15 protein-coding genes and 2 pseudogenes are annotated in these 23,242 nt (G+C 30.7%); 7 read left to right on the forward strand and 10 right to left on the reverse strand.

What is annotated here, in order from left to right:
- The 7 genes and pseudogenes from ebh to NR218_RS01060 form a co-directional block, all read right to left on the reverse strand.
- Positions 1-8,093, reverse strand: an 8,093-nt coding sequence (ebh, locus tag NR218_RS01030) for a hyperosmolarity resistance protein Ebh (protein ID WP_259979632.1), incomplete at its 3' end; no start/stop codon positions are given.
- A 404-nt stretch (positions 8,094-8,497) separates the two neighbouring features.
- Positions 8,498-8,899: a GNAT family N-acetyltransferase gene (locus tag NR218_RS01035; protein ID WP_049382383.1), complete on the reverse strand. Its 402-nt coding sequence runs from the start codon at positions 8,897-8,899 to the stop codon at positions 8,498-8,500.
- Between the two features lie 88 nt (positions 8,900-8,987).
- Positions 8,988-9,404: a DUF2871 domain-containing protein gene (locus tag NR218_RS01040; RefSeq protein WP_019834838.1), complete on the reverse strand. Its 417-nt coding sequence runs from the start codon at positions 9,402-9,404 to the stop codon at positions 8,988-8,990.
- Positions 9,405-9,534: 130 nt separating this feature from the next.
- A complete protein-coding gene (locus NR218_RS01045; protein WP_019834837.1) occupies positions 9,535-10,146 on the reverse strand; it encodes a YcnI family protein in 612 nt (203 codons plus the stop codon).
- 16 nt (positions 10,147-10,162) lie between these two features.
- Positions 10,163-11,410 carry a copper resistance CopC/CopD family protein gene (locus tag NR218_RS01050; protein WP_049379327.1) on the reverse strand — a complete coding sequence of 416 codons (1,248 nt, stop codon included), beginning with the start codon at positions 11,408-11,410 and terminating at the stop codon, positions 10,163-10,165.
- Between the two features lie 153 nt (positions 11,411-11,563).
- Positions 11,564-11,725, reverse strand: a pseudogene (locus NR218_RS01055) (MATE family efflux transporter); the annotation flags it as partial.
- 106 nt (positions 11,726-11,831) lie between these two features.
- Positions 11,832-12,179: pseudogene (locus NR218_RS01060) on the reverse strand (YhgE/Pip domain-containing protein); the annotation flags it as partial.
- A gap of 135 nt (positions 12,180-12,314) precedes the next feature.
- Here NR218_RS01060 and NR218_RS01065 point away from each other — a divergent pair.
- Both NR218_RS01065 and NR218_RS01070 read left to right on the forward strand, forming a co-directional pair.
- On the forward strand, positions 12,315-12,938 hold the full coding sequence (locus NR218_RS01065; RefSeq protein ID WP_019834835.1) for a TetR/AcrR family transcriptional regulator: 624 nt from the start codon (positions 12,315-12,317) through the stop codon (positions 12,936-12,938).
- Positions 12,939-12,962: 24 nt separating this feature from the next.
- Positions 12,963-13,904: a magnesium transporter CorA family protein gene (locus NR218_RS01070; RefSeq protein WP_017174948.1), complete on the forward strand. Its 942-nt coding sequence runs from the start codon at positions 12,963-12,965 to the stop codon at positions 13,902-13,904.
- A 41-nt stretch (positions 13,905-13,945) separates the two neighbouring features.
- On the opposite strand, the gene NR218_RS01075 is transcribed toward NR218_RS01070, so the two are convergent.
- Positions 13,946-15,388, reverse strand: coding sequence for a sucrose-specific PTS transporter subunit IIBC (locus NR218_RS01075; RefSeq protein ID WP_019834834.1), 1,443 nt, complete (start codon positions 15,386-15,388; stop codon positions 13,946-13,948).
- Positions 15,389-16,445: 1,057 nt separating this feature from the next.
- Here NR218_RS01075 and rsp point away from each other — a divergent pair.
- The 3 genes from rsp (at position 16,446) to NR218_RS01090 (ending at position 19,547) form a co-directional block, all read left to right on the forward strand.
- The gene (rsp, locus tag NR218_RS01080; RefSeq protein ID WP_019834833.1) at positions 16,446-18,551 is read left to right on the forward strand and encodes an AraC family transcriptional regulator Rsp; all 2,106 of its coding nucleotides are present in this window, start codon (positions 16,446-16,448) and stop codon (positions 18,549-18,551) included.
- A 44-nt stretch (positions 18,552-18,595) separates the two neighbouring features.
- The gene (locus tag NR218_RS01085) at positions 18,596-19,018 is read left to right on the forward strand and encodes a pyridoxamine 5'-phosphate oxidase family protein (protein ID WP_017174951.1); all 423 of its coding nucleotides are present in this window, start codon (positions 18,596-18,598) and stop codon (positions 19,016-19,018) included.
- A 175-nt stretch (positions 19,019-19,193) separates the two neighbouring features.
- Positions 19,194-19,547, forward strand: coding sequence for a DUF4889 domain-containing protein (locus tag NR218_RS01090; RefSeq protein ID WP_017174952.1), 354 nt, complete (start codon positions 19,194-19,196; stop codon positions 19,545-19,547).
- Positions 19,548-19,674: 127 nt separating this feature from the next.
- Here NR218_RS01090 and NR218_RS01095 read toward each other — a convergent pair whose 3' ends face one another.
- Both NR218_RS01095 and NR218_RS01100 read right to left on the reverse strand, forming a co-directional pair.
- Positions 19,675-20,952, reverse strand: a complete 1,278-nt coding sequence (locus NR218_RS01095; RefSeq protein WP_017174953.1) for a cation:dicarboxylate symporter family transporter — start codon at positions 20,950-20,952, stop codon at positions 19,675-19,677.
- A 366-nt stretch (positions 20,953-21,318) separates the two neighbouring features.
- A complete protein-coding gene (locus NR218_RS01100; protein ID WP_049382386.1) occupies positions 21,319-21,678 on the reverse strand; it encodes a DUF3139 domain-containing protein in 360 nt (119 codons plus the stop codon).
- A 281-nt stretch (positions 21,679-21,959) separates the two neighbouring features.
- On the opposite strand from NR218_RS01100, the gene NR218_RS01105 reads away from it, so the two are divergent.
- Positions 21,960-22,403 (forward strand): MarR family winged helix-turn-helix transcriptional regulator, encoded by a 444-nt coding sequence (locus tag NR218_RS01105; RefSeq protein WP_049382387.1) that lies wholly within the window; start codon positions 21,960-21,962, stop codon positions 22,401-22,403.
- Positions 22,404-22,636: 233 nt separating this feature from the next.
- Positions 22,637-23,053, forward strand: a complete 417-nt coding sequence (locus tag NR218_RS01110; RefSeq protein ID WP_049382388.1) for an Hsp20 family protein — start codon at positions 22,637-22,639, stop codon at positions 23,051-23,053.
- The last annotated feature ends 189 nt before the right edge of the window (positions 23,054-23,242 follow it).

Consider the following 23,242-nt stretch of genomic DNA (forward strand, 5'->3'; position numbering starts at 1 on the left):
ACTTCTACTTTTACTTTCTCATTTCTGATTTCTTCAACTGTCGCATCACCATTATCTATTACTTTTTGAGCTTCTGAACTAATTCGTTCTGCTTCTGCTTTTTTCGCTCTATAGTTATCTGCTGTTGCTGGCGTCATTCCTGGCGTTGGATCTTGTTCTGCTGTTGCTACATCAAGTTGACGTTTTGCTTCAACTAAAGCACTATTATCTGCTTTATTTTGTAGTAATGAAATTGCATGTTGAATTTTCAATGAGACATCATTAATATTATTTGTCGCATTTGCAACATCAGTATTTGTTGCTCTATCATTTGATAACACTTCATTAGCTTTTCTTCGAACTGCTTCAATTTCATCATGCAAATGCTGCATTTCATTATTATATGCATTCACACTTGATGGTGTTTTACCATTAGTGTCTCCTTGTGCGTTAAGTTTAGGTAAAGCATTTCTAATGCTCGATTTATCTGCATGGGTTCTAATTGGTACATTTACAATTTCTATACTTCCATCTCTATAAGTAATACGTGTTGGTACTGTTTGCGTTGTATCACTCTGTAAATTTGTAGGTAAACTTACTCCTTCGTTTACATTAGCATGATCTTTATTATCTACATTAATCGCATTATTAAGTTCCTCATTACTAACTCTTTCACCAGGTTCTTTGACTATCTCATGAATGATAACATCATGATGTTCTGGTCCCACAATTCCAACTGTATTATGACTGAAATTATCGTCACTTCCAGCAATAGATTCTGTATTAATCAGTACATGCGGTTTTAAAGAATTAGCTTTAAATGTCACTTTACCTGTTCTAGAATCAAGTGTTACATAATCTAGCTGATTATTCATCGACCATTGATTTTGATTATTTTTAGTTACAATTAATTCTCTAGATTGTTCTGTACTATTACCAATTTTTTCTACATAGCTAATTTTAACTTTATCTGTAGGATTTTTTGTTGTTGATGCATTAGCATTGTTTGGAATAACTTCGAACTCACCATTTTGTTTAAATACAAATGTTGTGTTAGATGGTGTTGCTGGCTTAACTTTGTAAGTCGCACTTATAGCAGCTTCACTTGTCAATTCTCCATTACCTGTCGTTGATTCAGTGTTAATCAATGTATCATTTGGAACTGACATTTTGTCATAAATAATTTTACTACCATCTGGAGAAACTGATAAACCAGGTGTGTTTATAGAATCACTAGCTTTTGTCCATTTGCCTGTATTATTTTTGACAAATGTGCCAATAACTTGATTTCCTTTTTTAACAGTAATTCTATCTGGATTTACAATTGTATTTCCAGCATTAGCTCCTAAGTTTTTACCTGTTCCTGGTGAAATGACTACATCACCAACATCATTTTGTGTAACAGTTGCTGGATTTGGAACTGCATTTGTCACTTTAAATATTGCTGTATCAGAAGTAAAAAATACATGATTTTGGTTATCTAATACTTCAAAGCTCGCTTCTTTTTTGAAAGCTTGATTTGGATGTGCTAAATTTGACCATTGTTCGTTATGAGAAGCTGTGGTATTTTGAGTCCAAACAAGATGGAAACCATCTGTAGGTAAACCATTCGCATTTTCTAATACGATATAATTATTAATATTTCCATTTCCTTCAAAACTTGTTCCTACAATCGTACTATACTCTGATTTTTTAAATTTATATTGATATTCATACACTTTTACTGGCACATTATATACGTTATTAATACCGTTATACCTTACTTCAGCAGTTAAGCTTTGAACGCCAGCAATATTATTACTTGGAGCATTATTATTTTTCCAAGTCACTGTAGCCCCATTCATATAATTATTTTCAAATGTCACATAATTTGCTGCGTCATCGCCATAAGTTAACGCGTGACCGACCACATCACGTTGTGGTGCTTTAGCAGTGGCTGGTGCATAAATGGTTACTGGAATAGAAACTGTTCTCGTTTCTCCATTACTCAATGTGACAATGGCGCGTTTAGTTGTAGTACCAATTGTGTTTTTCCATTGATTAGCATTCTGTTCCCATTCTACTCGTATGATATCTGAATTAGATTTAATGTAAGTTCTAGGATTATTTAAATCAATGTTGTCCCCTTTAACAAATTTTAATCCGCCGTCTACCGCTTCAAGTTGTTTTGTTACAGGTGAAGATGCACTTAAATCTGATTCTATTGATTCTGAACGTGTTGAGTTCACAACAGAACCACTATTATTTTGTTCAGTAATCGTTACATGATCAACCGTGATAATTGATTTAGCTTTAATATTACCAAGTGGTAATACTCCTGGAATTGTAATAGACACTGAACCATCACGATTTCTAGTCATAGTTGTATTACTCATTTCTCTACCATCTTCAGTATATAGTTTAACCTGTGCATTATGTGGAACATTATTTACTTTAATAGATTGTCCAGATAAATCAGCTTTATATTTTGTACTTAAAGCATCAATTGAAGGCGTAGTTGGTTTCACTTTAAACAATACATTAACTGGGTCTACTTGACCGTTAGGATATATCACATTAATTGTTTCTGTGAAAACACCTGGACTATTTGATAAAGGTCGTCCAGAACCAGGTGCCCAATCGAAGTTCGTACCCGATGGTAAATAATTTGCAATACCTTCTACAAATGCTCCTACATTAGATGACGAGCCTTCATTTGCAGATAAGAAATTACCATTTATTGTTGTTTGATATACTCTTTTTGGTTTCGCTTTAACTACTCTATAGTGTGCTTCTTTTTCAATGGGTGTTGTTTCACCATCAAATAAGATGTTTGCTCTTAAAATTTGTGGGACACCTACTGTTGTAGAGTTAATATCTGGTCCATTACCAATCCAAGTCACAGTAGCATCTGTCAAAGGTTGATCATTGTTTATAACGAAGAAGTCATTATTATTTGTTCCTTTACCACTTGGGAATGGCTGACCTTGTACTGTAAATAATTCTATTCCTCTGATATTAGGAATGACATGTTTTACTGGTACAGTAATGGATGTTCTTGAATTATCTGCATAAGTGATAGTCACTTCAACATTTGCATTATTACCTGAACGATGAACATTACTAATTTCTCTACTTCTTATTTCATTACTGCCCTCTGTAACGTAATTTCTATTGGTAATTGATTTCGAAATATCTAAACTGTTAAAAATAGCTTGTCTATCTGTCTCAGATAAACTTGCATTGTTACTAATATTTGCTATACGTATTGGATGTGACTCATCAGCAGTTGTCATGACACTATATTTATCTTTTAATGGTTTGATTAATACATTAAATACAGCCGTTGTTTCGTTATCACTACCATCTGTTACTTTAACTTTCACTTGTTTAGACATTGGGGTAGATACATTAGGGGCAACACCACTTAATGTTGAATGATTTAATACATTCATAGGTATTTGACTGTCATTAGGTACAGTAACATTTTTAATACCAAAGTTATCAGTTAATGTAAGTGTATTTCTGAAAGTTTCTCCTGAAAATACAACATGATCATTATAATTATCTAATACAATATTTGGCGTTACTTTATCAGTTGGTACAAATACGATATTAATCACATTGTCTGTTGATGACATTGATTGTCCAAGGCGTTCAATATAGCTTTTTGCACCATAAGGCGTTAAATACAATTGTTGTTTATCTACCGCACCCATAATTCCATTATCAGTACCATTTTGTTTAAGCACTTTATCTAAATGGAAACCAGCAGCGCCATTCATGGCTGGAATATCACCACTCATCACTGTTGAATTGCTGCTTGTATGTCTATAGTCACTGCGTGCAACGGCAGAGTTGCTATATCCAGTATTGCTGTCAACTATGTCTAATACTTGAATAGGTTGACCATCATATGTAAATGGATGTTCTCCATCCGAATATATACTATTCCCTTTAGAATATCCTACAGGTTTAAATCCACGAGCTGAGCCTGATTCTGCTAATATTTTCTCTTGACCTTCTATATGGTTTCTCAACCCTGCATGTTTAGGCGTTGCTCTTAAAAGTGATAATACGTCATTGCCTGTTATTCTTCTTCCAATCGTTGCATCATAACGATAAATTATTGTTTTACCATCTGGAGACCACTCAAATCCACCATCTGTGCTTCTTCCATTAAGTTTTTGACTTGTCCAAGTCACAGTATAATCATTACGTAAATTTATCCATTTTAAGAAATCCATATGATCAAATGTTGAAATGAATTGTTTTGTTAATTCACCTTTAGTAATCGTCACTCTTACACGACTTGGATGATTACTTAAAGGTTCATCGTTTTCAATTCTGATATCACTATCATTTAGATTTAATTGCGGATTAGCAGCTTTAAAGGCATTTCTAACTTGTGTAATTTCATCATTACTTAAATTTTTAGTTGTTGAACGGTAAACACGTTGATTTTCTGCTAATGTATTGACATCAACTACGTTAACTTTAATTGTCAAACGTTCTGAACTATGGTTGTAAGCATTTAATGCATCTACGTTATAAGTATAAACACCTGCATTTAGACGACTCATTGCTTGAGCTGATGGTATTGAACTACCATTAATAGTTGTAAATGCATTATTAGGAATATCTTGTCCATTACTTAATGAGAAATATTTTCTTAAATCAGGTCCAATTGTATACTCTTGACCTTTAGCAATTGTAATAAATGCTTCTTTTGTATTTGAACTACCTGGCTCAGTATATATTGATTTACGTTGTGGTCTATATGTAATCACTTGAGTCGGATCAATGATACGAGTCGAACCATCTTTAAATGTCAAGACTACTCTACCATCATTACCAACCATATACGGGTTAAGTGTACTTAAAAATGATGTCAAACTACTATTTTTAGCTTTAAGCGAGTTAATGATATCATTTCTTTCGCTTTGCGAAATACTATTAGGATTACCCACTGTTTTCAATTCTTGCTGGCTAAATAACTGAACTGGTTTATCATCTGATAACTTTCCAATATGAAGATGATATGGACTTACATTAGTATTATTACCTGCTCTATCATGTGTTACAGGTTGAACAAGAATATCACTGTTCCATGTTGCATTATTAGAAATCGTTCCAGTAATCACTAAAGTACCTGCGTCTCCAGAATTATCTCTATTAAATACTGCTTGTAAACCACTATTTTCAGTGATAGATGCATCTTCCACACCTGAACCATATGCATTGTCAGAAACAGGAATTGAAATATTAACGTTATCTCCACGATAATATTTATCTTGAAGGCCTCTTACGTCACCAAAAGTTGGCGGTGTAGTATCTAGTCCTACATTAATCGAATTACTAAAGTTGGATTGCACTGGATCTTCATAGTATGTAATTGCTCTAATAACCCCATTATTAGGTAAAGGATTAGTATAATCACTTTCTTCAAATGTCACCGTGCCATCTAAGTTTGCCATCTTTTCTGCGAGTACAGTATAGCCTAAAGGTGATGTGCCAGGACCTGCACCATCTGTACCACCTGAAACTAAACGTACTTTTGCTCTCTCATCTTGTGGTACATGTGTCACTGTAATAGTTGGTTTTTTACCACCTTTTTGTCCTAATTGTGCCGCAAGTGTTGAAATAACTGGCGGATTGGGTTTGGCAATGACTTCAAAGATTTTAGTTTCATTACCAATTCTCGCTGTCATCACATGGCGTCCTGGTGGCAATTGACCAACCAATACTTTATTTTTCTCAAGTTCTGTATTGGGTCTATCTACTGCATCTTCAATTCGTAGAGAGGGTGGATATCCAGAGATTTCCCATACATTTGCAGACTCGTTACTTTTAAATTGAATCCGAATATTTTGATGATAATCCTTACTATTACCATTAGTCACTGTATTAAGCATTTGACCTTCTTGTTGTAAAAAGACAGCATGATGTGCAGCTTGTGATTCAGGTGAATTCTCTTTATTATCGGGTGCATTATCTGAATAGAATCCAATAGATTGTTCTAACTTTGGTTTGACAAATAAATTTACTTTTTTGATTGTTTCACCATTATGGTATGCATCACTTACATTAAACCCAACAAAAATTTCAATTGGTCTTCCTGTTCTCGCAGCCTCTTTTAATTTTTCTTCAGAAAACATTTCATGAATTTCATAAGAGTTAAGCGGATTTACACCAAAATTACCTCTATAACGATCAGTAGGCACTCTAGGGAATAAACCCATTACATGATCACTAGGGTTACTTAGATAACTTGAAACATCTTCAGCATATTCGTGTGTAGCGAAATCGCCATCTAAGTAATGTTTTTTCATTATTCTACGCTCTGGCACATCATAAGCTGATTCAACATGGTCAATATGCAGTACGCGATCGATAACATCTACAATTTTAGTTTTACGATCATTATACTGTTCTAGCGGCTCTAAATATAATTGGTTATAGTTGTTGATTTCATTAAATTCAATCCCTCTACCACCTGCTGCATAATATAATCTATCTTGTGAGCTACCAGACGTTTTAAATTGAATGGTATAACTATCTGTTCCTCTAGCTTGAAATGCATAGATATGATCAATACCTTGATTATGATCTACTTGCCCAGTTAAATAACGATAAATATCGTCTCCAGCTACTTTAATTTTATTTGGAACACCTTCTCTTTCAAAGAATGTAAATGGTTGATTTTCATTACCACGTGCAAAATCCCCTAAATTATAAATATGATTAACTGAATCGTTATAGAACTCACTTCTATTCAAAGGATTTCCTTGTCTGAAATTATATGCACTAGAAGTAATACCACCAGCAGAATCCCACATTCTTGATAATGCTTGATCTCTACCGTCTCCAGTACCAGATGATGATGTTTCATGACCATTTACATCTGTGGTAGTAAAACGTACTGGTCCCGTTGGCGTTTGACCTTTAGGTAAACCAAACCAAAATACCATGCCATTACGTTTAATATGATACTTATTAAAATTAATCGTCCATAAATATCCATCATTTTGTCTAATTGATGAAATTTCTGCAATACCTCTAACACTAGATGGACTCATATTTCGATAATGAGAACGTGTAGCGTAATATGGTGCACTTTTATTCGTTGCATGTAAAAACGTTCCTGACCAATAACCGGAACCATCATTTTCATTTTCTACATACCATTCTTTTTTAGCATTATTATACAAATCTGAATTCTTTTTTACTTTTGAGCCAGGTTTTGGTCTAGAGTTATGAACTACTGGTGGTGTATAAGTATTAGCAGTATTGCTAGGGGGTCTCGTCCCACCTTGTCCACGTACAGGACGTCTACTTGATCTTACAGCACGTGCTTCTCTATTTGCTCTTGTACTGATTGTACTTACTTGTCGTTGTGGTAATGAACCGATTAAAGCGTTAGCTTGTTCTATTTCTTTATATAATTCATTTATTAATGCTTGGTTTGTATTATCATTAGTACTAAAAAAGTCATTAACTTTGTCAAATGTTGCTTTAATTTTAGCAACTTTTTTATTATCAGATTGTTCTCTATCAATTTTTCGATATTCAGCGTAAGAACGGTCATAAGCTGCTTGAAGTTTATCAGCATCAATTGTTGTTAAAGTTGAAGATACTAGGGTATCATCTGATGCTTCTCTATCTTCGTAACGAGTACGATTACGGTTGTCATGACTATGTCCTTCATTTACCTCGGTTACATTTATATCATCTAATTTATTTAGTTGAGATTTAGCTTCATTGTTTTCTTTTAAATCTGTTGTTGTATGAGATGTATCTTTGTTTTCGTTTTGAGATGAAAATGATGTTAAATCATTTGTTAATGTATCTGTAGTCTGAACTTTATTTAGAGTTTCATTGTTTTCTTTTTGACTCTCAGATACAAGTGAAGCTTTAGGTTCTGTGTTAGATTGAACTTGCTTGTTACTTGTCTCATTTGAAGTTTGTTCTTGGGCTCTAGCTTTTGCTTGAATCACTTGCGCATCTTTTTGTAGTTGTTCACTGGCGTGTGCTTGAGGTGAACCTAAGAAAATTAATGTCGCAATAACAGTTGAAAAAGCACCGACTGTGTATTTACGGATACTAAACTTCTGTAATTTTTCTCGATAATTCACAGTGATTATTCACTCCTATTCTTGATGTTTATTCTTAGCTGTATAGGTGTAAATGATGAAACATTTTTATTTAAAATATAACTATATTATGACTCAATGTCTCACAATCATTTACTATATTGTACTGAACAATAGGTGTATTTGTTCATTTATATATTATCATCATTCATTTTATATGTGTATATTATTTTATGAATATTTTATTAAATAATATATTTAATTTATGTACTAGATGTACTTCAAATAATTGTTTCAGCTTTATTTAGCTTATTAGAACTTAAAAATTCATTTATATTTTGTAATCTAAAAGCCATCACCTAGAGGTTTTTATTTAGAATATCTACGTAAAGCATAATCTAGATATAACATAACGAACTTAAAAGACATTTAATCTCATCTCTTTTTTAATATTTTTTAAACATTCCACCAGATTTGGGCTCGGTAGATTGAAATCCAAACTTCTTATATAATTGATCAGCTGGATAATCTGCAATCAGACTGACATATGTCCCTTTTTCTGCATGATTTTCAATAAATGCCATCACTTGTTTTAAGATTTCTTTCCCAAAACCTTGTCCTTGATAATATGGATGCACAGCAATATCTATAATCTGAAATGCAGTTCCCCCATCTCCAATGACTCTACCCATCCCAATCAATGTTGATTCTTCATAAATAGTAATATTAAAGCATGCATGGGGTAATCCTTTTTGTGCTGCTGTTTCTGATTTAGGACTCATGCCCGCTTTTACTCTTAATTCACAATAATCTTTAACATTTGGCGGATGATTTGAATAATGAATCATTAAGACGTCCTCCTCTTGTAGTCTCTTTATGCTTAATTATAAAAAAAGACACAATAGGTTTAAATCTATTGTGTCTCAAATTATTATTTTAATCTCTTTGTTCTTTTAAAATGGCTTGTCTTAGTAAAAAGAAAAGTAATAATAAGCCAGCAAGCATTCCTGTATGACCGATACCTGCAAATCCAGCAAATGCTTCTGGTGAAAAACTTTTTCCAGTGACTTGGTAAGTACCTTTTGTCAGCATCATTCCCACAGTAACAATAACACCGATATTGTATACAATGAAGAACCAATTAAATAAATAATAACTACTTAACTTAAATACTTTTTCAAGCGGAAGTAAAATTAAAAACATAAACATACCTAATATTAATGTATGTGTGTGAACAAGAGCTAGTTGCGTATCGCCCGTAAAATCATGTGCTTTCGTTAACTCTCTGTAGTAAAATCCACTTACAAGTCCAATAATCATATAGACTAAAAAAGCATATAATAATCTGCGCATAAAAAATCCTCCCTTACTTCAATTATTATAATCGATTATCTTCGTCTTTAAAGTGACAAAATTTTGTAATCAAATCATGTTACGAAAAAATGACCTCTAGCAAGCACTAGAAGTCACTTTATTATATGTCTTATTTATTTCTTGCATGTTTAAATAATGCAACTAAAGATAAAATAATGGCAACAAGTGAAATAATCCACAATGCGATAGAACCACCTGAAGATGATTGAGTTCTTTCATCTTTTTTAGCATTGTCTCCTTTAACAGTGTCAGCATTTGCATTTTTTTCCACTTCCAATGTTGGAGCAGGATGTTCACTATTCGCTTTGCCCGTCCATTTTACTTTATCTTTATTATCATATGTCTGCACAGCTTTAAATGAATATGTGCCTTCTTCTTTAGGACTTGCTACAAGAAGTGGGAATTCGATAAATTCATTAGGACCAATGCCTTTATCTTTCGCTTTCCAAGTGATTTTTGTGATATTACCTTTTTTGTCTTTATCTAAACTATATTTATATCCTTCTACAGGTTGAATATTTGACACTTGTACTTCTTTTGGAATATCTAATTCGACTTTTTCAGTATGATCTTTTTGTTCAACAGGCACTCGAACATCCACTTTTTCGTAAGATCCAGGTTCAACTGCTTTTGGATTTATCGTCACATGTGCATCAGCATATTTAAATAAACCTAATGAAAAGAAGAACACTAAACCTGAAGCAAATAATTTTTTAAGCATATTTTACAATCTCCTTTTATGGAATATTAATTTGACTCATAATAACACCAACAAGTATTAAAATAATACCAATAGAAACTTCTACGATTAAAGAGACTTTATTAATTCTATAACGTTTGTTTAAGGCGCGCGTTGTTTGCATAAATCCTAAAGCCATCATCATTAATGTTCCTGCGATTTTAATTATTAATAATATTGTCCATGTTTGCATATTAGACCATATTGATAAAATTTTAGTTTCATCAATCGACATTAATATACCTGTAATAATGATAACTACAACAGCAGCTCCATTCACTTTAAATAAGATTTCGCGTAATAAATCAACTGCATCTCGTTTTTTAGTAAATACTGAAGAAAACAAATAAATTAATGCGCCTAGCCATAAACTGATACCAGCTAAGTGTAATGTTCTAAGTATAATTGACCAAACAGGAACACTTTGAGACCAAGCATGTCCTGACATACTTAAAGCTAAAATCATAATTATCGAAATAGCCCAATACCATGTTCGTTCCATATTTCTTAATACAAATAATCCACTTAAAATAATTAAAGCAACAGCGCTCAGTATATATGGGAATTGAATTAAGACACTTGGATTAAATGTTAAAACTGAATCCAAAATATCAGATGATAGAGTCATCAGATAAAGTACAAGTGACATAATATATGCCATCATCATGATCAATGATACAGCGACATGTCTAGGGAAAATATCAAATGTTGATAAATTATTTCTACGTGCAATACCGTTTAACCAATATAAACCAACTAAAATAATTGTTGCGCCTTCAGCGATATATCTAAACACACCAAACCAAAATGCAGGCGTTTCATATGCAACAGGAGTAGTATCTACACCATTGGCTGTTTTTTTACCAACTGAAAATTCAAATTGATCACTAATTTCATGACCATCAGCAGATACAGTATGCCATTTAATTTGTTGTGTACCTTCTTTTAATTGATCGCCTGAGAAAGATAAAGTATCTGAATGTCCTGTTGTACTCGGTTTAATATCAGCAACTTTCTTTCCTTTATCATTATATATCGTTATCCCTGAATATTCGGCATTTACCGGCTCATTAAATGTTAATTCGATTGTATCTGGTTGTTTTGATACGAGACCGTTTTGTGCTGGGGTTGTTTTTTCTAAAGTAGCGTGCGCAGAAGCTATTTTTGTCATACTCGGCACGAATAAAAATAGGAACATCATCAATAACGCTATAGCTACTTTAGAACTTCGCTTTAAAATGACCATTGACGTCCTCCTATAAAAAATACTCATTTAACAATAATAAAGTAATATAACTTATTTAACAATAATTATTGTAATATGTCATCGTTTATATAAATTTAAAGCGAGCTAAATAAGAGATCTCATCCTTATAGCTCACTTTAATATCAAATTATTTTATTCTTCTACTAACGCCTGCGTGTCCACAGTTAACTTGTGTCTTAACATATATACAATAAACATTGCTAATAATGAACAAATTGTTTCAGTGATTAATAATGACCATACAACCCCTATTAAACCAAACAACGCATTTAATATAAATAGTACTAGGATAATGTTTCGTTTCATATACTAACACACTAACCCAATATTAATAATTATATTCCATTTGTGCCTATCTCATTTAGTTAGATATCTAAATAATATAATACACCTTTTTTCAAATAATCAACTGCGTTTTACTCATTGCATTTTTTGAAAAATCTTTATTAAAAATAGCTGCGCCGTAATATTTATTATCATTAAGCCCTTTTTTAATATCTGATTCTTTATCTACTTTAATCCATTTAATAGTATCAGAATCACTATCCATTAATTTATCTTCAATTGTTTTACCAATATTTACTTTATTACTTTGGATATCTATACCTTTGTCATTATTTACCACTGCAATCGGTATTTGTTTTGGTTTTGGATTGAATGCAGGATAAAACGCTAAAGAGAATATCACTAATAATAAAATAGCTACAATTGGTGCGAACCATAGTAATTTACTTTTAAAAATATTCATTTCTACTTACCTACCTATACTTATTGAACAATGTGTTGAATATTTAATACCTTGTAAATTATAATGAGATTATCACTTCAATACAATAATCAATAATGATCATATTGTTAATTAATTATAAAGGATTGATGCAGAATGAAAGAAGACCGGAGAGTTCGTAAGACGAGGTCAGCAATTAAGTCTTCATTTATCGAATTATTAAATGAAAAAGAATTAGAAAAAATTACAATTCAAGATATTGCAGATCGTGCAGATATTAATAGAGGTACCTTTTATTTACATTATGAAGATAAATATTTATTATTATCAGATATGGAAGATGAATTTATTTCTCAAATGACGTTCTTAAATCATCTTCATAATATTATGGAAAAAAATCCAGAAGATACTGCTAAAAATTTTATTAATATTATTTTAAAAAATATGCTTCAACATATTTCAGACCATATTACGTTTTATCAAACGATCTTACAATTAAATAGGAAGTCAAAACTTGAAGAAAAAATTTATTCCTTAATCGGAGAAAATATGCAAAAATATATTAGTAAAAATCATGAGATTGAAGGTATACCAGAAAAATATTTTCATAGTTATGTTGCTGGTGCAACAATATCTACTGTTAAATTTTGGGTGAATGATCCACAACGTCTTTCAGTTGAAGATTTAACCAATCATATTTTTAAAATTATTTATAATGGACCTTTAAGAATAATGGTTCAGCATCAATATAAAACTTTAAATATTGACACAGCGAAATAAAGACTAAGAAAGGAACTATCAATTATGTTGACTGCATATAAACACTCAACTACTAACGAAATAGTTGAAACAAATATAAACCAATCTGCATCATGGATAAATGTTGTCGAACCTGATAGAGAAGAAATTGAGCATTTAATTGAACAGTACAATCTGCCAGAAGATTTTATTCGTGACCCTCTTGATGCAGATGAAAGTGCACGTATTGAATATGACGAAGATACTGGCTATTCTCTTATTATTGTCGACTTGCCTATTGTAAGTTCTACGAATCGTCATGTTCTCTCATTTGTTACCATTCCTCTAGGTATTGTGATTGGAAATGGTGTGATTTTTACAATTTGTGATGCTGAAAATGAATTTCTTGAAAATTATTCAAGACAAGATAACGTAAATTTAAAATTTCATAGTCGCTTTGCTTTAGATATTTTACTTACTATTTCAAATCACTATAACAGAAACTTGCGTCTTTTAAATAAATCAAGAATCCGTATTGAAAGAGATTTGAAAAATAGTATTACGAATAAACAACTTTATCGTTTAATGGAAGTAGAAAAAAGTTTGGTTTACTTTTTAGCAGCTTTAAAAGGGAATGATACGATTATTAAAAAATTATTCCGTTTGCCTGCAATTAAACGTTTTGAAGAAGATGAAGATTTGTTAGAGGACTTAGTCATTGAAAATAACCAAGCGATTGAAACAACTGAATTATACACAGGTATTTTAGAAAGTATCACGTCTTCGTATTCTTCATTACTTTCAAATGAAATGAACAATATTATGAAGACATTAACTCTTTTCACGGTATTACTGACACTACCTACCCTTGTCTTTAGTTTCTTTGGTATGAACGTTCCATTACCTATTGATGATAAGAGTTACGTTTCGTGGCTGGTTATCGTAGGAATCTCTTTAATATTAGTCACTATTGTAAGTATTTTCTTATGGCGTAAGCAAAAACTTTAATAAAAAAGTAACCCTTGCAATGTATCGCAAGGGTTACTTTTTTATTCTGCTGCAGCTTTGTAAGCTTTTCTTCGTGATAAAACTAAAGTGACAATCACTGCAATTATAAACGCAATAAACATACCTATGAAATAATGAAGCCAACCAGCATGAGCTGGGTTAATTGAAATAAATCCAGGTAATCCTGCAGTACCTAAAGCAATGGCTTTAACTTTGAAAAACGAAATGTAGGCTGAGCCTATAGCTGAACCTGTTATTGCACCAATAAATGGATATCTTAATTTTAAGTTAACTCCAAATAAAGCGGGTTCAGTAATACCTAAAAGAGCTGAGATACCAGCTGCTGAAGCCACACCTTTAAGTTTCTTATTATTTTTAATAATTAAGAAAGCAGCAAGCGCTGCCCCACCTTGTGCTACATTTGACATTGTAGCGATTGGGAAAATAAATGATCCACCTGTTTTTGCTTGATCTGCAATTAAAGTTGTTTCTACTGCAATAAAACTATGGTGCATACCAGTAATCACAATTGGAGCATAAAATAATCCAAAGATAAATCCACCAATTGCACCTCCAAATTCATATAACCATGTTAAACCATCTGATAACCAATAACCAAGCTGTCTAGTGATAGGTCCTACAAATAAGAAAGTTAAGAATGCTGTACTCAATATTGCAAGTAAAGGCGTTAATAAATTATCCAATACAGTAGGAATGATTTTACGTAATCCTTTTTCAATAGTTGCTAAGATATAGGCTGCCACAAGCATAGGTAACACTTGTCCTTGATATCCAACTTGATTAATATGTAATCCAAATAAATCCCAATGTGGAATAGCCTTACCCGCTTCAACTGCTTTAGGAAAATCATATGCACCCATTAATGAAGGATGTACTAAAATCATTCCTAACGCTGCACCTAAAAATGGATTGCCGCCGAATCGTTTCGATGCACTAAAGCCAATTAAAATAGGTAATAGTGTAAACGGTGCATTAGCAAAAACATTAATCATATCTGCTAATCCAGCGAATTGACTATGAACATCTATAAATGATTTATGATGATAGAATAAATCTGGCGCTGTAAGTAGATTATTAATACCCATTAATAATCCACCGGCAACGATGGCTGGTATAATTGGTACGAATATATCTGACAACATCTTAACAAAACGTTGTAAAGGATTCATATGCTTCGACGATTTGTCTTTTACATCAGCAGTTGTTGATGGCTCTTTTCCTGTTATTTTTTCTAACTCTGCAAATACTTTATTGACTGTTCCTGAGCCGATAATAATTTGATATTGTCCTCCTGTAGAAAAGGTTCCTTTAACTACATCCATTTCAGATAACTTTTTTTCATCTATAATACTTTCATCTTTTAATACAAGTCTTAATCTTGTGGCACAATGGGCCATAGCATCTAAGTTATCTTCTCCGCCTATCGCTTCTAATATATCTTCAGCCGATTTCTTATAGCTCATTCTACTAACCTCCTATATATGAAACTCATTTTAATATTCATTATATAATTGTAATCGGTTCCAAAAAATAAAGCAATATCTTATAAATATTTTATATAATTAATTTTAATTTATCTTTTAATTTAATAAAAAGGTGAAAGTAAAATAAAATTCAATGTCTCACTTCTACAATTTAACCTCACTTTGTGTTGGATATTAGTTTCTTTATGAACATCTTTGTACTAGAGCGCCTCTACTAGAGTTTAAAACTTGATCTACTGTATTTTCAATTTAATTACTACTTGCTAATACATCAAAAAACCTGGGACAACGCATGTTGTCCCAGGTTTTTTTAATACTAATTCTGACATTCTTAACTTTGAATATGTTTCGTGATGTTTAATTAAGTAAAAGTATATTTAGATGTTATGATGTAAAATTGTTACACATTAAATAGAAATTTTTGGGGAGTTATAATGATTCTAAATATAATAGTTAGCTACTGTTAATACCTTTTATATTTGCATGCATCTTTTATTCTAAGTTGCTTACTCTACGGAGTGATGTCATTTTCTCTATTTAAAATACCGTAATCGTTCGTTTCATTAAACTATTGTATATCGGTTGCTAATGCTCTAAGATGTTGTGTCTTGATATACATTTAAATAGTAATTTTAAATATATGGGGCTCATATCAAATATATAAGTAAATTCATTCTTGATGCTATATATTCAAATGATGTTGTATCGTGATGTATGTACAGAATTAGTCATTTTTAATTTCAAGTGAATCATTGTTTAATAGCTTATATCTCTTCACTCAAAATCTATATTTATTATGCATTTAAATTCGTTTCATTGACCTACTAAAAATTTTCAATAGTCTCATGCGACATTCTAAAAAAAATAATAATATTGTGCATCTATAAAATTGTTAACGTTTTCAATTAAAAATAAACGAAATTTTTTTATTTTTAACTATTAATATCTCTTTTATTTTCATATATAATAACTCTTATTATTCAAACAGACCTAAATCCCCGCTTACAAATACTATACTAGATGAGGAGACTTATTTATGAGCAGTACTCTTTTTTTACATGAAAATATTACTTCTATGCCTAGGAGAAACATCAACCATGTGCTTATATTATTTTCTTTAACTAATGAATTAGAAATGACAATCAATGGAAAGTATCACCCATTATCAAATCATATTGCAATCATTAATCAAGGTGATTTATATCAAATTAATAAAGGAAGAAATCTGATTGAGCTCAAAATACCAATGGCTTACTTTTATCTTGAAGACTCTGCTTTTTTTAATTGCCACTTTGATGCACATCTCTTACAATCAAGTCATTTTATCAAATCAATCATTTTAAATAATATAGAACATATGTACAACACATCTCATCATGATGACAAAGTTATTCCAAAGATCATACAAACTTTTTATAAAGAAGCAGTTATTAGACATCCTCATATATATATTCCAAAGATTCCTGTTGAACAGCACATCTTAATTAATATACTTACATTCATTCATGATCACATCACTTCCAATATTTCTCTACAAGATATTGCAGCACATGTACTTATTTCTGAGTCATATTGTTCAAATTTATTTGTACGTATATTGAATATTAATTTTAAAGATTATTATACAAGTTTGAAAATTAATCATGCTATTAGATTACTCATTTGTACAAATGACTCTATTACAAGTATTTCTGAACAATCCGGTTTTAGTAGTCATACCAATTTTACTAATCAATTTAAAAATTATCTTAATTTAAGTCCAAAACAATTTCGTTCTCAACTGAATCATTCTGATCCTATATCTGCGATACGACTGAAGAGTGACATTGAACCTAAGCATTTTGAATTAATCTCTCAGTTTGAAACAACTGAACAATTATCAACCGAAACAACTATCATTGATCTTGAGCAATTAGAAGCCTTTCAACATACTCAATCTTCAAAGGCATTTATTCATTTTAAAAATATTAATGAATTATTCCAGTTTGTTTTTAATGATCATTATGATATCGATTTATCTTATTTACCTAAACCAGCCATTTTGATTAATGATATGAGTGATATGAATCAACATTCAATTAACGGAAACTTACTCAATCGCTGCTTCGAAAAATTATTTGAAAAAAATATCAGTTTAGCTGTCATTATCAAAAATAAATCTGAGTTCACTACTTTTTACGATTTAATTATGACGTTTCTAGAAAATAATCAAGATTATAAATGGAATAAAAAAAGTGTACGATTTATGCTCGTATTTGATACCAAGTCAATGACTATCCAAGATATTCATCTATCATATTTAAAACTTAGAAACAAAAATCGTTCGATTAAATATGGTGTTTTAGTGGAAGGATTATTACATCAGTACGAAAAGTTACAAGAAGTCTATGATACAATGAAGCGTCTTAATTTTGATTACTATTTTGTTGACATTGAAAATATTGATACGAAAAATATATTAATTGAATACCAACGCGGATTTACTCATGCAAATACTCATTTCGAAAACTACGTTCATTTTATAAAGAATTCTAATATACCTTCGACCCAATTTGTCTATAGTAGCTTATCATTACGTTGCTTTAAGTATACAAATGACGGTAGGCATCCACTTCAACTAGCAGATTTAGTTTGTCATTTAACGGCGCTATTAAAATATGGAGGTGGTATTTGCTATCACCTTTTTGAAGATGATCCAATGTTTATTGCATTATTTAATCGACATGGGAGTTTACTTCCAATTATGCATCTTTATCAATTTATTGCAGCATTTATCGATGTGCCTATCCATATTGCAAATAATTATTTAATGAGTCAAAAAGATGGAAATTACCATTTTATCTTATTTAATAAAATTAATGATCGCTACTTGTCTGACAGTAAACAACATTATCAAATACTAAATAAATTAAATGAAAATAGCTTAATCATCGTAAATACATTAAATAAAGAACATGGGACGATTCATCAATTAATGTCTCAAGATAATTTACCTGTATACATTGAAAAAAGTATTATTCATCAATTAGATAGATGCAATCAACCTAAAACAGAACTATTTATACAAGAAGAAACCAATCATCCATTTAATATGACGTTGCATCATGATGAAGTGAAATATATTTATATCAAATCTGTTTAAATTTAATTTTAAAGGGATATTAATATAATAAGGAGATGATTAGTTTGGATAAACAAAAAGTGACTCAAGCGATTGAGAAAGTTTTAAATACTTCTAAAATTGGTGTATTATCAACTGCATATAATAATAAACCGAATAGCAGATATATGGTGTTTTATAACGATGGTCTTAATTTATATACAAAAACAAGCAATAAAAGTTCTAAAGTAAAAGAAATTCAAAGTAATCCAGAAGCATATATTTTACTAGGCTATAATGAAACAACAAATAATAGTTTTGTTGAAATAGAAGCAAGTATTGACATTGTAGAAGATCAGAAAGTCATTGATTGGTTGTGGGAAACACAAGACAAAACATTCTTCGATTCTAAAGAGGATTCTAATTTATGTGTGTTAAAAATAAATCCAAAAACGATTACTTTAATGAATGATGATGATATTGATACACCAATCACAATTGATCTTTAATTTGATTGTTAATAAGAGTAGATAGAATGTATCATGAATTCTATCTACTCTTTTTTGCTTATTTATAATGCTTCATTTATATTAGTTGAAGTACAATTGAATTTTTGTGAAACTTTTATTGCAATTTAATTCTATTTTTTGTATAAATAAATTAATATATTTAAGGAGAGTCTTAATGAAGAACAAAAAAGGTTTAGGGTTAGGAATTTTTTTAATTGCAATTATGTTAATTGTTAGCATTATTTTAGTCATTGTAATGCTAAATGGTCAGCAAAAAGAATCCTACTATGGCTATATGAAAGATAGTCACACTATTGATAAAATGATAAATGAACAAACTGAAAAAGTAGAGAAAAATGTTAAATTACCTTCTAACACTAATGTAAAAGTAAAAAAAGGCGATTTTGTCTTTTTAGTAAAAGAAAAAGGTTCTGATTCATTTTCTAGAGTATCAAAAGTAAATCATGATGAAGTGCCACATGGTCTCATGATGAAAATTCATGAAATGCATGATATGAAAGGCATGTAGCTTTTGATATATTAGGCAGTATAAAGAGCGAGATAACATTCATTTAAAATCAGTTATCTCGCTTTTTCTTTTTGAATAAAAAAGCATCGCTTATCCAAGCGACGCTAAAAATGTCAGATTTCTTTTTTTAAATTGATTCTAGATATTTCTTACCTTTTTCTTTATCATAAACATGTTCCCATTTAGAGATAACTACTGTAGATAATGCATTACCAATAACGTTCACACATGTACGAACCATGTCTAACAAACGATCTACACCGATAATTAACGCAAGACCTTGAGCTGGTAAGCCCATTGCCCCCAATGTTGTTAATAACACTACGATAGATACTCCTGGCACACCTGCCATACCTTTAGATGCAACCATTAATGTCACCATTAAAATGATTTGTTCAGATAATGATAAGTGAATACCATACATTTGAGCAACAAATAAAGCGGCGATAGATTGATATAAGGCTGATCCGTCTAAATTAAACGAATATCCAATTGGTATAACAAAAGAAGTCACTTCTTTTGGTGAACCAAATTTCTCCATTTTATTCATCATTACTGGTAACACTGCTTCAGAACTTGAAGTAGAGAATGCAAGTAATAATTCATCTTTAAGTATTTTAATGATTGAGAAAATACTAATTCCACAAATTCTTGCTACAATACCCAAAACAACAATAATGAAGAAAATCATCGCAAACACAACTACTAAAACAAGTTTAGCTAATGGAATTAAAGCTGAAGCACCGAATGTCATAACAGTTGTACAAATAAATGCAAATACACCAATTGGTGCTAATTTTAAGATTTTATTAATCATCCAAAATACGGCTTCTAATGTACCGTTTAAGAAACCTTTAACTGGTTCAGCTTTTTCTCCAATCGCAGCTAATCCCAAACCAAAGAATACTGCGAAGAAAATAATTGGCAATAACTCACCCTTAGTTAAAGCTTCAAAAATATTAGTTGGTATAATATTTACGATTGTATCAATAAAGTGGTTACCGTATGTAGATTGTTCTGCGGCAGACGCAGTTGATTGATATTTAGTAATATCGCCTTTAGGTAACTTATCAGGATCTAATCCAATTCCTGGTTTAAAAATATTACCAATAATTAAACCTAAACCGATGGCGATGGTTGTAATAATTTCGAAATAAAGAATTGATTTCCATCCATAGCTTCCTATTTTTTTCGAATCCCCTAAATTCGAAATAGATAAAGCAAGTGAACAGAATACAATTGGGATGATGATCATTTTGATTAAATTTAAGAAAACGTCACCGAAAGGTTTAATATAATTTGCAACACCTGTTTGTCCAAATAATAATAAACCAATTACTACACCTAGCACTAATGCAATTAATACTTGCATAGGTAGGCTAACTTTTCTCTTGAACAGAGTCACGTTGAAACCCCCTTCTTCTGACATCGCTTAATTATATCAAATTATTCAAAATTCGGATATAACAAATTAAAAACTATTAAATAATATACATATTTAATTTGGCAAAAATAATTAATTAAAAACAGAAAAGTGAGAATATTTTTAGAATATAGATGTTGGAATTCAATCACTATCTTTAACCTTCTCAATGTAAGAGCGGTTTATAAATGAATGACATTACTCTAAAATCTTTTTTAACTAACTCGTTTACCTTTACCATTTAACAAAAAATTTCATTTAAAAAAACAATATCTATTTTTCTATAGATATTGTTTTTTTGAGTAGTAATCATCATTAATATCTCTGGTTCTACGTATTGATTATATATTATGGCTTATAATTTTGGTTGAAATAGTTATGTTTTGCACCTTTAATACTTTTCTTGGTTTCCGTATCAAATCCTTCAACTAAAATACCTTTACGTGTACCAATTGGCTGAATGATATATGTTAAATTAGGTTCGTCTTTAAACACTACTTGTTTATAATAAACGCCTCTTTTAGCACTATATAATGTTTTTTCTGATTTAATTTTATCTTTCAAATGTTTTTGTTCTATATAATTGTCTACAAGTTGCACATTTTTATGCCCTTGATACGCTTTCGTTCCAAAGAAGAACGCAATAGCTACTACAAGAGAAATAGCTAATATAATAATAATTCTAATAATCTTTTGCTTCTTACTCATCAGAGCACTCCTTCATCCTCTTACTCAATAAAATAGCTTCTTTTATCATTTAAATAATTATGAATGAAATAGTAACTTTTTTAAAGTGATACCTCTTTTTTGTAACAAAATATACTAATAATTTAATTTAGAATTTGAAATAAATCAACATTCTAAATTTATATGTAGACTTATTTAAATTTACTTTTAAATTTATTAAAAAACTTATATATTACTCTAACAATAGTCTTGACAATAGGTATTGTTCATACTATCTTTAAATAAGTTGAGGGGGGAAAAATATGTATGTAAAGGACAGTTATTTAAGTAAACAGTTATGTTTTTTACTTTATGTTACTTCAAAAGAGGTAATTAAAAAATATACTCACTATCTAAAAGAGTATGATTTAACATACACAAGTTTTATGGTTCTTATGGCTATTGAAAACGACGAAAAAATAAATATTAAGTCCCTTGGTCAACGTGTCTTCTTAGATTCTGGAACTTTAACGCCTCTCTTAAAAAAATTAGAGAAAAAAGGTTACGTACAACGCATGCGAGAAAAAGAAGATGAACGTAATTTACAAATTTCATTAACTCAAAATGGTAGAGACATTAAACCAGTATTAGAGCAAATTTCTAATCAAGTGTTTAATGATTTTGATATTTCTGACGATGAAGCGGATGGCCTTGCTAGTAGCTTAAGACATATTATTTCAGAGAACTTCGGCTCTAAAGCTGAATAGTTAATACACATGACAAAAGCTAAGTAATTATTGTGCCTTCTTTCTTTTATTTTTTAACTAATACATAATATTGACGTCTTTTGTCATGTTTCTTTATTCCACATCTTTCACTTTTTAATTCTTCAAACTTTCAAATTGCTTTTACTTTACGTGTAGTATCTCTATTTATATAATGATATTGTAAAATTTCAATATATTTTATGACATATCACTCTGAAAAGGAGATTTCATATATGAATAATAGAGAGTTTTTTGATCAAGCTATTTTTAAAAATAATCCAAGAGATGTATTTCGTGATTTAGGTGAACAAGTATTTAACCAATTTTCAACTAAAAGCTTCCCAACAAATGTTTACAGTCAAAAAAATCAATATGTTCTAGAAGCCGAATTACCTGGCGTAAAGAAACAAGACATTCATCTTAAATATGAACATGCTACTTTAACGATTAAAGTAATTAAACAAGTATCTGAGCAAACTGGTAGTGTTCAATTAAGTGAACGCTCAAGTGGGGAATTGGTAAGACGCTTTGAATTCGAAGATATTAATAAAGATCAAATCAAAGCAAGTTATGAAGATGGTGTTTTAGTGGTGATTTTACCTAAGAAGATTAATGAAGAAGACGAAGGTACTACAATTACAGTAGAATAAATAAAAGAAGTTGAGATATAACTCTCAGCAAGATAGCCAGTAAATGAGTGATGAGACATTCATTTACTGGCTTATTTATAATTCTTCGTATCGTATTATTGCCTTACTCTCTTAGAGGGCAGTTTCAGCTTGTGCTTTTTCTTCAACCTCTCATCAAACAAAGTACGTTGTATTCATATTTCATTTTAC

It is taken from the genome of Staphylococcus sp. SUC_1.2, from assembly GCF_026222585.1.